Genomic DNA, 14,296 nt, shown 5'->3' with positions numbered 1-14,296 from the left:
GGCCTTTTAATAGGTAAATTGCAGGTTGCACGTTGCACAACAATGTACCCTATGCTCACCAAAATCGAAAGAACATTAAAATTTGACAAAAGACGGAACTACCAACTCATTACCCCATGTTGTGGTAAGCGAAACACAGATGGAAAATTTGTCAATTATAGAGGTTTCCCACTGATCTATGGTTACTGTCATTCCTGCGGAAAATCCACTCTCCCACCATCTTTGTATAGAAATGAAAAAGGGCAAGAATATCAATGGAATGAAATCACCAACTCCTGGGACACGGATGTGGTGATCTCCCCTACTCCAAGCTTTTCAGAAAATTTTAGCTCTACAAGCAATAATCCAGATCAGCAATTTATACCTGAATCGCTGATCTGGAAATATTACGAAATAGCACCGGAAAATAATATGTTGCAGTATCTCAGAAAGAACTATCCAGAGCAAGAAGTCGGTCGTGTCAAAGAGGAGTACGCACTTGGCTCAACAAAAGACGGAGGCACTGTTTTCTGGCTAATCAATGAAGATCTCCAGGTCCAGAAAAATAAGATTTGCTATTACCAAGAAAATGGAAAGAGAACAAATCGGTTTGCTGCTCCTTACAAGAATGAAGATGGTTACTATGCTTGCTTATTTGGAGCTCACCTTCTGGGGGGTATTAGAAAAGGAGCAGATCTCGTGGTGCTGGTGGAGAGTGAAAAGACGGCTGTTGTGGGGGCAATTCTTCTTCCCCAATATACTTGGCTGGCTTTTGGAGGTTTAAATGGACTGACAGTCGCCAAATCAGCTTGTTTAAGAGGACATAAGATCCTTTTGATCCCAGACATCAGTGAGAAGGCAGTCGACATAGCTCAAGCTAAGAATGCTTACTTGAGATCTATAGGTGTACGTGCAACCATTTGGGATATGACCGAGGGGAAATCAGATAAACAATTACTTTCTGAAGGCATTTTTAATAATGACCTCGAGGATTTATTTCGAAGTTTCCCAAAGTTGACATTAAATCCTACCAATTCTTTTTAATCTACTATATTCTTTGAATTCAGGAGAAAATTTTAACCGTTCATGCTTTGGCTGCAATGAGTGGCATCCAATACAAAGAACCTTTAGATTATAGGGATTGTCATTAGATTTATTACCGTCGATATGATGCGTATGGCAAAGATTTGGGTATTGAGACAAATCAGTGTCACATTCCTCACAAGTATAATTTTTTCTTTCCCGTATTTTTTTTGACCTATTACGGAAATTGGGATTATATATATTTAAAGGTGCCGTTTTATCATTTTTAAAAAATCCAGGGTTCAAACTGGTTGTTTTGACTAATTCGAAATACTGTCCTAAATCAAAATCGCTAAATATTTCACTTTGAATTCTACGGGGGTGTCGGGAATACCCCTGGTAGTTAATCTTTTTCAAACAATTTTTACAGACCTTTAAAGGCTCCAATAGTCCTTCTTTTATTATCTCTCCATCGTCAATAAGGTTAATATTAAATTGACCGTCGGTCCTCAAGGAAACAACATAGCGAGAGTTTCTTTTATTCTGAAATGACTGGCTTATAGAGGAGCAATTGGTCAAATGAAACTTATAGCCTTTTTCATAGTACTTAGCATATTGATCTCGTATATAGACAATTACTTTTTTACCTTTATATTCAAAAGTACCATCCTTAATTTCGATTTCTTCAGGATCGATCTGTACTTCTCCTATTTCAAGTAATTCCTTTAGCCTGTTATCATCCAAATCGATCCAGGTCGTTGGTCCTGTGTAGGGAATTAAATCAGCCCCCATTTCTTCCCTAATTTTATTAAGCCTTGGGAACTCCAGAAAATTTATCAATTTCATTCTGCCAAGATTTTCGCTATCTGCTTTTCTGCATTTGTACGAACCCGAAATTCCACCCGTCGGGATAAGCCCCTATTTTCTTCTCCATTTTCATCAATAATTAATTTACTTGATGATAAGCCATTAGCAGTTACGTTGCTTCTAATCCATTCAGCTAAACTTTCATTTGCCTGATTCTGCAATAAGAAATTCAGAACATTCCTTGTCCTGTCCTGGGATAACTCCATATTATAGATGTATGCTTTTTCATCGGGAACGTTCTGGCCCCAATAGCTTGAGGTATGGCCTTCTATTCTAATTTCAGAAATATCTTCTTTGTATTTATTACTGTGGAGTAACTTGATGAAACGTGGAAAAAAATCGTTCAGAATAGTTTGGAACTCTGGTTTTATTTGAGCGCTACCTTGCGAAAAAAGAACTTCGGGGGCCGTAAATCTCACGCTCAAATTTTCTTTATCAATTACAGCATTCCACTTTTCCAGATCCTCTTCAAATTCTTGATTTAAATCTTCGTATAGCTCATTTTGAAGTTTATTATAAGTAACCGCTACTTCCTGAATTTTTTCTTTTTCCAAAAAGACTTTGACCATATAACTAATAGCTATTAGTAAAAAAACCATCATCAGGACCGACATCAGGTCAGAAATTGGCAGCCACTGACTTTCGTTGTCTTCTTTGCCTTTAAAGTATTTCATTAATTGAGGTCTTTAGACATTTGCACAACACTTCTCAGTTTTTCGGTAAGAGGCTTATAATCTTCAACAAAATGCTGAGAAAGGCTTGTCAATTGAGTTCCCAAGCTCTCTAACGCCTTATTTAGTTCCTGGCCCAGTTCTTCATCCAGTTTTTGTATTCTGTCTGCATTACCCACTATCATTTCGTCGATTTTATCTTTATAGGTCTCCATTATTTCAGTCTGTGATTTGGAAAAACTTTCATAATTACTTTCAATATCTTCCAGGGCATTTCCAACATAATCCTTAGCTACTGAAGTAAGTTTTTCCATATTTTGCTCAATAATAGGAAAAGAAGTTTTTGCTTTTTCTCCTAATTCGGCAAATGAATTTACCTGAAGAGATAAATCATTTAAAAGTTTCTGATAGGTTTCGTTGGACTCGTGAATTACATTATGATTATGAGCAACATTTTCAAGATTCTTATCTACCCCATCCATAGTTTTTGAAATTTTTAAAAATGTCTCATTTAGCATTTGAACCTGAGTCTTATACTCTTTTTGCCATTCCAGCATCGCCCCAACTCCTTCATTCAACCGTTTGAAATTTTCTCCAAATTGCTCATTTATTTTGGTGTTAAAATCTTTCATCACCTGGGTTAGAGCATCAATAAGGCTTTGAGTATTATCCGCTACCATTTGTTCTGCAAAATCCTCAAAGGATTTATTCATTTTATCAAATCCGTCAATATTTGTAGTTCTAATCTTTTGAAGCTGTGTTAATAACGATCCATCCTCTTCTCCGGAAATAGAGTTTGTCATTCGATCCATAGATCGAATCATTTGCCTCGCCAAGTCATCAGAATGATCCTCCTCTTCTTTAGGAAATCCATAGAGTTGAGGAAATGTTCGTATAATGATATTAGCCAATAATCCAGCAATTGATGTTATAAAAGCAGTTTTTAATCCATCAATTAAAACTGGGACACTCCCGGTTATATCCTCTGAGTTAAAATTCATTAACCCCACAAATACACCGAAAAAAGTACCGAAAATGCCTATCGTAATGGTTAGACTGGCAATATGTCCTTTTTCGAATTTATTTTTGAGATAAAAAGGAAGAAATAGTATGGTTATAGCAGCAATAACCGATATTGTAAATAGATTTTCTTGTAATGTTTCAATCATAAATAAACTATTTAAAAATTTAATTCTTATAGATCCATTCCAGCCCCATTAAGCTTTAGCCAGGCCTTTCTTTGGAGGTAATCGGGCATTATTTTATCGAGTTCGTTCCAAAAGGCATCCGAATGATTGGGGTGGATTAAATGAGTTAATTCGTGGGCTATTATATAATCTATAATGGTCAATGGCGCCATCATTGTTTTCCAATGGAAGTTCACATTTCCTTTTGGGGTCCAGGAACCCCAGCGGTTTTGTAGTTCCATTATTTTTATCTCATTTGGATGCACATCGAGAAGCTTCCGGTAATGCTCCACCCGCTCCAAGATTCTTTTTCTGCCTTTCTCTTTGTAAAATTCCACAAAAGCTTCCTTTGCTCTGGGCAGGTTCTTTTTCCGGAGTCTGAAACAGCCATTTTTTAGTTTAAGCGGAACTCCCTGGTCGGTTACGATCTCAAGTTTGTAGTTTCTTCCGAGATAATAGAAACCTTCGCCATTCACAAATTCCCGGTATACCCTTTTCGTATTGGCATCTTCCCATTGTGCCAAATGGGAATAGATCTGATAGCGCTTTTGCTCAATCATCGCCTCAATTTCAGGATCACTCAACTGCTGTGGAACCAGCACTGAGATACTACCGTCCCGCTCCACATAAATACTGGATGTTTTCCTTTTGCTGCGCTTTAAGCTGTATTCTATATCTTTATAATTAGGCATCTTCCTTAATCAGTAATTGATGTCTTTTTTTGGCCAATGCCATTATTTCTGAAACAATTTTTTCGGTTTTGTCTATCACCGGATCTAAATCCAGGTCTCCTGCAGTTAGATAAAAAATATCCTGAAGCTTTCCTTTTAGTTTTTCTATCTCATCTTCTTTTTTCCAAAAATGTGAAATCCTGATCTCTTTTTTAATTAAAGGCAAAGCTTCCTTTATGATAGGTTTCAACTGAAGTTTTATTTCTTCAGAGGCCTCTCTTCCATAAGCAATATCAACTATTAGGTCATAAAACGGAGCTTCATCTACGCTAATACCTACAATAGATCCTTCTTTACGCCCAGCTTCCATTTCCTCCCTCGCCTCTTGAAGGTTTTCCAAAATAGCATCCCAGTCTTCCCAGTGATTCTGCATTATAGAATCGATCTTTTCACTCATCGTTTTGTAATAAACCGGATCGTCCTGAGCATTTATTTTAATATGCTTTCGCATTGCGTGCTCCATCTCGCTTGCTTTGGCCTTTGGGGTTTTGTTCTTATCGAGTTCTTTAAGAAATTTAGATGAAAACAATTCAGTAGGTGGGACTTTTGGGTTGATCCCGAGGCTTATAAGGTGCTCATTTACCAGTTGCTTTACCTTATTACCCTGACCTGAAATATCAAGAGTATCATCTTTATACCGCTCTTTTACCTTGCTCAGCAAATATGCAAAGCGTTTCATCGGGATCTTGAACCGGTTAGCAGCTTCGTTTGGAAGTACCACATTCATACTTTCCTGGAAAGCTTTGTAAAAAGTGGTGAAATTAGCCCGACGTTTTATATCTCCCATCAATTCTATGGCTCTTTCCAAAACTTCATATTCCGCTTTTTTATCTTTAATGCGCTGATTTACGAAATTCTCAATTTCAGGTAATTTATTGTCGCTGAAAAGTTGCAGTAACCTTCGATACCGATTTTCCAAAATAGGTACTTCGGTGGTAACATCTTTGAAGCCCTGTAATACTTCATCGGCCTCATCTCCGCCATAAATGGAGAGGGCATCCTTAAGGTTTTCAGTTAGACCTATATAATCGACTATATAACCGCGGTTCTTACCGGGTTGAACCCTATTCACCCGAGCAATAGCTTGTAAAAGGTTATGTTCTTTCAGTTTTTTATCCAGATACATGATCTGTTCGATGGGAGCATCGAAGCCGGTTAGCAGCATATCACAAACTACGAGAAACGCAATCCCGGTATTGGGTTCTTCATAATTGAATTTCTTTTTAAAATTAGCAACCGCATTCATCGCTTTGGCTTCCTTCCTGGCCATAGTGATCTCGGCCTCTTCATTAGTATCGTCAATGGAGACAATTACTGCCGACTTTAGAAATTTCAATTTCTGAAGCAGCTCGGGTTCATAACTATCATCGAGCTCCTTTTCTTTTATAACCTTTTCCAAGGCCAGATCAAGATACTTTTTATAGCGTACCGCAGCTATTTTAGAAGAGCACACCACCTGGGCCTTAAAGTCATCAGGAAGGATGTTCCTAACATAGTGCCTAAGCATATCTTCAGCGATAATTTTTATCCGCTCTTCAGCTTCCAGAATATCCCCGTAAGTGCCATATTTCTTTTTAATGGCCAGTAACTCTTCCTCTGTTCGATCTTTAAAGAGATTTTCGAATTTGCGATCGAATTCAGATTTCTCATTAAGTGCGGTGTCGGCAGTTTTACCCTCGTAAAGAATTTGAACCGTAGCCCCGTCATCTACCGCATCCTGAAGCTTGTATTTATCAATATAATCCCCAAAACGCTGTATAGTTTTTGTCTTATGCCTGTCGGTTATAAGTGGGGTTCCAGTGAACGCTATTTTAGTAGAATTAGGAAAGGCCGCAAACAGATTATCTCCCAGGTCTGAATTTACGGTTCGGTGGCTTTCATCTTGAAGTATGAGTATTCTATCTGATTTGTTTACAAGTCCGAAATTTTTATACTGAGGAATGTCTTCGGCAACTTGATCTAAAATATACGCAGGAGCTTGTCTTTCTTTTTCCTGGAACTTTTGCAGCATAACCATGGTGATATTGGAAGCTTCGCCGGAAAGTTTTGGCTTGAGCTCACCTATACTGGTCACGTAATCTACTTTTTCCCCGGTATAATTGGCAGTTTTCCCCAGCTGTTCTTCCAGATCATTGCGATCGTTTACGATAACAACTTTATAATCACTTAAAACTTGTACACTGCGCAATTTTTTAATCAGGAATACCATTGTGAGAGATTTTCCTGATCCCTGGGTGTGCCAGATCACTCCTGACCGCGCCTCAGGGGTTTCACCATTGAGCAGTTTATCCTTGATCTTCTGAACCGCCCTGAATTGTTGATAGCGGGCGAGAATTTTGATTTCCTTGTTTTCGCCAACTTCCATAAACAAGGTGAAATTCTGGAAAAGATCCAGCAAGTTTTCCGGGGAAAGCATTCCCTGGACCAATTTTTCCTGGGGCCGTTCTTTACCCAGCGGTGGCTCATATTCCCTTAAATGCTCCGGAATAATATCTTTCCAGTTGAGATAGTACTGATCTGTAGCTGTTAGGGTGCCGTAGGTGGCATCTTCGCCGTAGGTAGCGATGTTAAAATGATTAAAATGGAACAGGCGTTCTTCACCTTCTTTTAATCCTGCTCTATGGGTGCTTTCCCTTTGATTACTATACCGGCTTAGCTGTTCATATGCCGCAGCCAGAGGATTGGCTGTAAACATATTTTGATCTTTACATTCCACTACCACCAAGGGTAAGCCATTGACGAATAAAACCATATCTGGTATTATAAATCCTTTGGGAGTCCCCGGAGTATCTATACGAAACTGGTTTATGGCGATAAAAGAATTTTCATTCGGATTATTAAAATCTATGAACTGCACCTTAGGAAATTCCTCACCAGTGAGTTCATTTTCGTCTACCGATGTGCCATTGATCAAAAGTTCAAAAACCAGTTTATTAACTTCCAGTAGGTTTTTGGTAGGATGATCTGTAAGCTCCTGGAAGAGGTCTTCAAGTTGAGCATTTGTAAGCCATTCTTTTCCTTCACTTTTGTTTATCTTCCTAAGCCTTTGAAGAAAAACTTTTTTTAATACCACTTCCCTGAAAGAAGACCTATGACTTTTAGCAGGATCAGTTGGAATCCTAAATCCCTGATCTATGGCTGTCCAGCCAAGCTTGCTAAGCTGTTCCAAAAAGGGTTTTTCTACGAAGTGGTATTCAGACATATTTATTTAGTTTAGAAGATTCTTAAACCATACAATTGCTGCTTGCCCGTCTAAAGTTGCCACTTGATTCACATTTCTGGAATGACGAATGGAATTCCTTAGTTCGCCTAACTGGCTAAATCGGGACATTAACTGCTGCTTATTCTTAAATTTATCTTCAAATAAAGGCCAGCAGGTCTTTGACGTTATCAGAGTGTTATATTCCTGAAGGTCAAAATATTCAAGTTTTGGTCTTGTAGAATTAAAATCTTCAGGGCTCAATGAAGGATCCTTTCTTAAAGCCGTCTGGATTCGACGATTGACCTTATCCAGTACATCAGGTGGTACGATTTCTTTATAATCTTTTCCATTAATTCGTTCGGCGATTAAATCCCTGAGCTCTAATTCGACGTTTTCAATGTCATCATTCAGCTTTTTTAATTGGGGTGGCAGTTCCATCGCATCATCAATAATTTTATGTTTTATGGAGGCTTTGATCGTACTTTCACGCTCTTTCAGGAATTCCATAAAATCTTCTTCAGTAAAGGGATCCCGCATCAAAATTTCGCAGGCAGCTCTTGAAATGAGGTGAGACTGGAGAATTTTATAGAAATCATCTTCAGAATTATTATCCCTCATCTCTTTTAGATACTCATTAGGCAACCTGTCCTTAAGAATAAACCTGTTGGTTTCAGGAGACAGCGGAGTTCTATTTAGAATAGAGTTAATGTTACCAATATTATTCTTTTTACCCCACGAGTGCGGGACAATATGATGGTCGTCAAGAGTATCATATTCAGGTAGATCTGCCGTATACCAGTCTCTTGCTTCATTAAGTATTAAAACATTGAAAATAGCATTATAAATAGCACCTCCTTTTGTAAGCTTTAAGAATTCCTGAGCTTCAAATTCTTTTACAAAACGCACATAGTTTTCCGGTTCAAGAGTGTCATCTTCAAACCACTTTTTTAGATCGGTGAAATCTTTGGCTGTTGTACTTTCCACTGAACTTGAATAGCTTTGGGTAAATATGGAAGCCCAATACCATTTTTTAATTTTGGCATTAACATCCAGGTTGTTTTTATATCCTCGTGATTCTACATATTTATTAATTGCTGTAAAAGCAGGAATAATAGAAGGGTAAGGAACAAAGACTGGAGAAATAGCGCCAAACTCTCTCGGATTTTTAAGTTTTTTAATGGACTTTTCAATAGCCTTGACTGAAGAATCCCATTTTACCTTAAACTCCTCTTTGCTGTTAATAAGCACTTTTTTCTCTTTTGTGCCATCAGAATGTTTTATTGTCTTTTCAGCTTCTGGTACGAGATAATAAAGGTATTTTGAACTACAGTAAGTTTGCTCCAATATAGACATTACCTGCACCACATAGATCTTCATTTTATCAGATCCGGTATAATCAAGATCATCGGCTACGTCTCTCCACATTTCTTTTAAATAGATTTCGTGAGGCCGAAGAATAGCATTTAGAAGGTCGAATATGCTTAATGGCACTCCCTTACTATTGATATGAGTGAATATATCGCAAACCTTTCCCACAGAAATCTCACGGTCCAATTCTATGTAGCTAAGGTTGTAGTCATTAAGTAATTCTTTAATAATTTTCTCCAGGCCCTCTGCATTTTCAATATTCCTTCGAGCTTCAAGAATTTCTGCTGTATAATCGCGACGTTCGTCTTCGATAACGGAGTCTTTATTTTCACCTTCCAGGAACATTTTCTTTTGCTCCATCCAAAATGATTTGTAAGCGTTAACCCAGGAGATAATTTCCCAGCTGCCACGACCTACAACTTCCATTGGAAAAATATTTTCCCTAAACTGCATTTCCTGGGAAGCGGCAAGTTTTCTGATGGCTATGCTTTCCCACTTGTAATAAAATGCCTCTTCGTAATTCTCATTATTCAATTGATTGATGTCCATAAAGAAATAGCAGCGTTTTTTTCTTTTGGGATAGGGAATATCTGGATTGAAAAAAGCGAAATACATTGCGGTAAGCCTCTGCTGGCCGTCAAGAACAATATGCTCAGGCCGTGTTGTACCTTCAAAGCCTTTAATAGGTTCGCAGCTTAACACTTTTATGTTATTGGGACTGGCTTTCCACAGAAGCAGTGTACCAATATAGTAATCCATAAAAATGGAGGTAATCAAGCTATTCACATCCCAGGGGTCCCATTCAAATTCCCGTTGAAAATCTGGAATCACAAATTTACCTTCCCTGATTTCAGAGATGATCTTATCCAGGTGCTTGCTTTCTGCTTTTTCTATATGTTTCATATGCTAATTTTAAACTTGGACCTCCACTTTCCCGGTTAATAAATCCTGCATCAGACCTTTTTTAAGGCTTTGGTGTTTGGCAAGATGTTCTTCCTCCATTTCAATTTTCTGAGCAAGACTTTTCAAAACATTGAAAATTTTGGTCTGTTCAAATATGTTTGGTTTTATTACTCTTAATTGTCTTAGATTGGTCATACTTAGTGCTGCCTGAGTGGTGGAACTTATCCACCTAAAAATTTCTTTTTGTCCAAATTCGCTCGCTAAGTATTCATTCAAAAAGAAAGAATTAATTTCGCTTTGATTCAAAGTAATTTTAGCCACATTAGGAGCAAGATGATATTTATTATCTCTATCAATCACCGCGATTGCACCTACAGTCCCCACATAGGAAATAACTAAATCTCCCTTCCTTAGTTGTGACCTCTTAAGTAGTTGTGAGGTTTCTCTGGGAATTGTGTGTATATCTGTTAAATCCAGTTTTCCTTTCTTAAGATTAAGAGCTCTTACAGCTATAATTTCCCCTCCAAGACTATAGTCGAAATGATCTGTGTATTCAAATCCAGCAAGTTTTGTAATAAATGAATACTTACCTAACTCTGTACACTCCCACTCCTTTGGAATCCAACCCAATTCGGTTTCCTTATAGAGATGGGGGGCGTCTTTATAGGCGGGGCGGAGCTGGCCGGTTTGCAGGTCTATGCCGCGGGTAAAGAGGTCCTGCATCATTCCTTCCTTGATGGCCCTGTATTTGGAAATGGCCGCCTCGGTTTTTTCAATCACCGCATCGGCAGTCTTGAGGATTTTGGCGATTTTGCGCTGGTGGGCAAGATTCTCTGGGTAATTTATTTTTAATTTCCCCAGTGTCCCTAAATAAACGCCACCTTGTGCGGAGGCATTAACTGAAAGCATTAGATCGTTTTGAAAAATAGAGGAATTTAAATAGTAAAAAGCGTAAACCTTATCCAAAGAATCGACAAATCTCAATATCCCTACACTGCGCTGAAGTGTGAAATTGAGTGAATAATTGTTTATAATAGCACTTCTACCTATAGATCCAACTAAGGTCAGTAAAACATCGTCCTTCTGTAACTGATAGGTAGAGTGAATTTTTCTAAAATCCGTTTCTGATATTCTGCGACAATCTTCTGGAATTGAAATCTTACCATTATTAATATCCTTTGCACTCAATAAAGGAATACCCTTTTCCACATCTTTATGTGTACCGTGAGTTCCATCCTTAATTAAAGTCGTTAGGTTACCAATATTTTTTTCAACCCAATTATTTCTCATACCCCAACTCCTTTAAAAAATTATTCAACCGTTCAGCTTCGGTAGCGCGTTGTTGTAAAATGTCTTTCAAGGTAGTGCTGTATTTGCTGTGCAGGTTTTGTACTGCTGTTATATATTCATTCACATAAGCCTTTACATAATTCTTATAGCGGGATTGCAACAGCTCCAGCCAACGCTCAAGAATAAGGGCTTTGGCCTCGGGTTCTGGGATCTTTTCCCGGGCGGCTTCCACCAAAGTGTCTTTTTTGGCTTCGGCGATCTTAAGTTTGTTCTTTAAATCTTTTAAATCTTTGGCCAAAGAATTGTGCTTTTCCAGTTGGACATCTATTTGTTGTTTTTTGTTTTCAGCTGAAGGGATCTTCTCTTCATGCAATACAGATAATTTCCGTTCCAGTTCTCGGATTTCTGCAGTATCGCCATTGGCTTCTTCCAGCACTTTTAGCGCAGCTTTAAATTCTTTTTGTTGCTTTCTATGATTCTTCAGGTTGGCACTAATTTCTTTCAAACGGGCCTTCAGCTCCTTTACATCTTCTTTGGAAAGGATTCCGTTTTTATCTTCATCTTCGTAATCTCCAGCTTCGGCAGCATCAAAAAGGCTTTCCAGTTCAGCAATGCGGTTGCGGTCGGCATCCATTAGTTCTAAAACCTCAGGGAACTGGCTTTGCAGGATATCCTGTTCAGGAATAAGCTCAGGACCCCATCCACTGGCGGCTACAGATTTAAATTCACTTTTCAGTTCATCCCAAAACCCCGCAAAGGCGCCACGTATTTCGTGTTCATCCAGGGCTTTTAGATCGCTCAGTTCCTCAATAATGGCCGGCATTACTTTTTTGCGCAAGAGGGCGGCATTCCCCGATTTGGGTAAGCCTTCAAAATCTTCGGCCCGGCTTTCCCACCAGGCATTGATCTTCTCTCGATATAATTCGTAAAGACTATCCAGTTTCGGGTGTTGTTCAATATGATCTTTTATGGCTTCTTTTCCGGAGATCGTTTCCGAAAAATCAAACAGCTCTTTATCACGTTGCACAAAGAGCTCCTTATTCAATCCCAGCAAGGCTTCAGAAATAGGCTCCAACTGTGCCACCTCTTCCGCAGGAATTCCACCATTGAGATGAGCTTTTACATTTTGAGGCTCAGCTTCCGGAGAATTATCTACATAACGGCGAATATTGAGATTATAATCTTCTTCCTTTATTTCTCCAACATTTACGAGTCGGCTATATTTTCCAATATTACTTTTGTTGAAGTAAGTATTGGTGATCTTTTCGATATCCTCAGGGCGCAGCTTGTTCTGGTTCTTTCCTTCCTTGAATTCCCTGTCGGCATTGATAAATAATATCTCCTTTCGATCTTTGGCTTCCTTTTTATCAAAGACAAGTACACAAGCGGGTATGCCGGTACCATAGAACAAACCGGATGGCAACCCAATAACGGCTTCCAAAATCCCACGGCGAATAAACTCTGCCCGGCATTCTTTTTCATCACCACTTCTAAAGAGTACTCCGTGCGGCATCACCACTGCCATCTTACCATTGTTCTTCAAAACACTGAGCATATGCTGCACGAACATAAAATCAGCTTTTTTACCACCTTCAGGCATAAAAGTGTGAAAACGCTCCGCAAACTTCATTTCCTTTTTAGAGTAGTTCTGCGAGAAAGGTGGATTTGCTATTACCCTATCGAAAGTCATCAAACGAGTATTTTCAGTATGTTCAGGGCTCTTCAAAGTATCTTCATTCCTAATGTCTGCATTGCGTACCCCGTGCAGGATCATATTCATCTTACAGATCGCCCAGGTGGTACCGCTATCTTCCTGGCCAAATAGAGAAAGATCCCGAGGGTTTCCACCATTTTCCAGAACGTAGTCCTTGGCCTGGATAAGCATTCCTCCAGATCCAACCGTAGGATCGTAGATGCTCATCCCCTCCTGCGGGGCTATGATCTTGGTAAGTAACCCTACTACTTCTGAAGGTGTATAGAATTCGCCACCTTTCTTTCCAGCACTGTCGGCAAAGTATTTTATCAAGAATTCATAGGCAGCCCCTAAAAGATCCGGGAACTCAAAATCTTCATCCCTAAGCGGAATTTTATCGAACTTTTCGATAAAGCTCACCCACTTTGCATCATCAATGGTTTTCTTTCCAACCTTGCGGTTATAGTTGATGCTCTTCAATACATCTTCCAGTACTTCAGGCTTAGCATCTTCAATGGCAGCCAGGGCTTTATTAAGTCCGGAGCCAACGTTCTTTTTTAGGTGTAGGATGCCTTTAAAATCTCTTTTATCTTGGTCTTCTTCTTTTTTGAGTGTTTCTTTCTCTTCATCGGTAAGCGTCCATCGAGCAATAGGCGGCACAAAGAAATCATACTTGGCGGCATTGTCTAATTGCTTTTGAATAAGGTCTTCTCGAAGCCCTTTGGCTTCGTATTCCTTTCGCAGTACTTTTCGCTGTTCTACAAATTTATCATTAGCCCTTTTCAGGAAAAGCATCCCGAATATAAATTCTTTATATTCTGAAGCATCCATTTTGCCACGCAGTTCATCGCAAGCGCTAAGGAGCAGGGATTCAAGTTTAGGCAGGGTAAGCTTTTGGGTATGAGTTATGATCATTATTGATTTTCAGATTATTACACAAAATAAACAGCACCCTCAGAAGTAGCGGGCACCGGTAATGTCAGCAAGTATAGGGATGTGCCAACAGAGTTACAATTTAGGAAAAAATGGGAAAGGTTAAAGAAATGGTAATGAAAGTTTTTTATAGAAGCTAAGAGCTCTATATCTGCAGCAATACTCCTAATTTTTTATTAAGCCTAATCGTTGTAAACTCATAAATATTCTTAAATTGCTAACAATTCAGAAGGCCACCAAAATTATAATTTTAGTGAGTTAAGGGAGAAGCCGAAGGATGCGTATTATGGATCAGTTCTAATCGATTAGACTGAACGCTCAACATTAAAAGCTGTTGAGAAGAAGTTGTTTGACATATGCAAGAAATCAACAGTTTATTTGCTGTTTCGATTATTTGCCGAGCTGTCAACTCTGCTGAGCACCTATACCAGGAGCTGGAGAGCACTTCT

9 protein-coding genes are annotated in these 14,296 nt (G+C 38.8%); 1 reads left to right on the top strand and 8 read right to left on the bottom strand.

Annotated features, from left to right (window positions below):
* Positions 1-51 precede the first annotated feature (51 nt).
* Complete coding sequence (locus ACW6NC_RS13720) at positions 52-1,023, top strand: DUF6371 domain-containing protein (RefSeq protein WP_457866844.1); 972 nt, start codon at positions 52-54, stop codon at positions 1,021-1,023.
* On the opposite strand, the gene ACW6NC_RS13715 is transcribed toward ACW6NC_RS13720, so the two are convergent.
* Genes ACW6NC_RS13715 through ACW6NC_RS13680 form a run of 8 tightly spaced genes read right to left on the bottom strand, consistent with a single transcriptional unit; the run spans position 1,000 to position 13,829 of the window.
* Positions 1,000-1,848, bottom strand: a complete 849-nt coding sequence (locus ACW6NC_RS13715) for an HNH endonuclease (RefSeq protein ID WP_457866843.1) — start codon at positions 1,846-1,848, stop codon at positions 1,000-1,002. The genes ACW6NC_RS13720 and ACW6NC_RS13715 overlap by 24 nt on opposite strands.
* Positions 1,845-2,543, bottom strand: coding sequence for an OmpA/MotB family protein (locus ACW6NC_RS13710; RefSeq protein ID WP_457866841.1), 699 nt, complete (start codon positions 2,541-2,543; stop codon positions 1,845-1,847). Before ACW6NC_RS13710 ends, ACW6NC_RS13715 begins: the two co-directional genes overlap by 4 nt.
* Positions 2,543-3,709 carry a hypothetical protein gene (locus tag ACW6NC_RS13705; RefSeq protein WP_457866840.1) on the bottom strand — a complete coding sequence of 389 codons (1,167 nt, stop codon included), beginning with the start codon at positions 3,707-3,709 and terminating at the stop codon, positions 2,543-2,545. Before ACW6NC_RS13705 ends, ACW6NC_RS13710 begins: the two co-directional genes overlap by 1 nt.
* A 26-nt stretch (positions 3,710-3,735) precedes the next feature.
* The gene (locus ACW6NC_RS13700; protein WP_457866838.1) at positions 3,736-4,419 is read right to left on the bottom strand and encodes a M48 family metallopeptidase; all 684 of its coding nucleotides are present in this window, start codon (positions 4,417-4,419) and stop codon (positions 3,736-3,738) included.
* The gene (locus ACW6NC_RS13695; RefSeq protein ID WP_457866837.1) at positions 4,412-7,660 is read right to left on the bottom strand and encodes a type I restriction endonuclease subunit R; all 3,249 of its coding nucleotides are present in this window, start codon (positions 7,658-7,660) and stop codon (positions 4,412-4,414) included. The genes ACW6NC_RS13700 and ACW6NC_RS13695 overlap by 8 nt, the downstream gene beginning before the upstream one ends.
* Positions 7,661-7,666: 6 nt before the next feature.
* Positions 7,667-9,931 carry a GmrSD restriction endonuclease domain-containing protein gene (locus ACW6NC_RS13690; RefSeq protein ID WP_457866835.1) on the bottom strand — a complete coding sequence of 755 codons (2,265 nt, stop codon included), beginning with the start codon at positions 9,929-9,931 and terminating at the stop codon, positions 7,667-7,669.
* A gap of 9 nt (positions 9,932-9,940) precedes the next feature.
* Positions 9,941-11,221: a restriction endonuclease subunit S gene (locus ACW6NC_RS13685; RefSeq protein ID WP_457866833.1), complete on the bottom strand. Its 1,281-nt coding sequence runs from the start codon at positions 11,219-11,221 to the stop codon at positions 9,941-9,943.
* Complete coding sequence (locus ACW6NC_RS13680; RefSeq protein WP_457866832.1) at positions 11,211-13,829, bottom strand: type I restriction-modification system subunit M; 2,619 nt, start codon at positions 13,827-13,829, stop codon at positions 11,211-11,213. The genes ACW6NC_RS13685 and ACW6NC_RS13680 overlap by 11 nt, the downstream gene beginning before the upstream one ends.
* Positions 13,830-14,296 lie beyond the last annotated feature (467 nt).

This window comes from Salegentibacter profundi (assembly GCF_054121475.1).
Note: the sequence above shows the minus strand (reverse complement) of the source record. Positions and strands in the feature narration are given on the sequence as shown.

Coding starts and splice junctions, on each gene's coding strand:
- ACW6NC_RS13720 (WP_457866844.1), top strand. CDS start 52: ATGCTCACCAAAATCGAAAGAACATTAAAATTTGACAAAAGACGGAAC.
- ACW6NC_RS13715 (WP_457866843.1), bottom strand. CDS start 1,848: ATGAAATTGATAAATTTTCTGGAGTTCCCAAGGCTTAATAAAATTAGG.
- ACW6NC_RS13710 (WP_457866841.1), bottom strand. CDS start 2,543: ATGAAATACTTTAAAGGCAAAGAAGACAACGAAAGTCAGTGGCTGCCA.
- ACW6NC_RS13705 (WP_457866840.1), bottom strand. CDS start 3,709: ATGATTGAAACATTACAAGAAAATCTATTTACAATATCGGTTATTGCT.
- ACW6NC_RS13700 (WP_457866838.1), bottom strand. CDS start 4,419: ATGCCTAATTATAAAGATATAGAATACAGCTTAAAGCGCAGCAAAAGG.
- ACW6NC_RS13695 (WP_457866837.1), bottom strand. CDS start 7,660: ATGTCTGAATACCACTTCGTAGAAAAACCCTTTTTGGAACAGCTTAGC.
- ACW6NC_RS13690 (WP_457866835.1), bottom strand. CDS start 9,931: ATGAAACATATAGAAAAAGCAGAAAGCAAGCACCTGGATAAGATCATC.
- ACW6NC_RS13685 (WP_457866833.1), bottom strand. CDS start 11,221: ATGAGAAATAATTGGGTTGAAAAAAATATTGGTAACCTAACGACTTTA.
- ACW6NC_RS13680 (WP_457866832.1), bottom strand. CDS start 13,829: ATGATCATAACTCATACCCAAAAGCTTACCCTGCCTAAACTTGAATCC.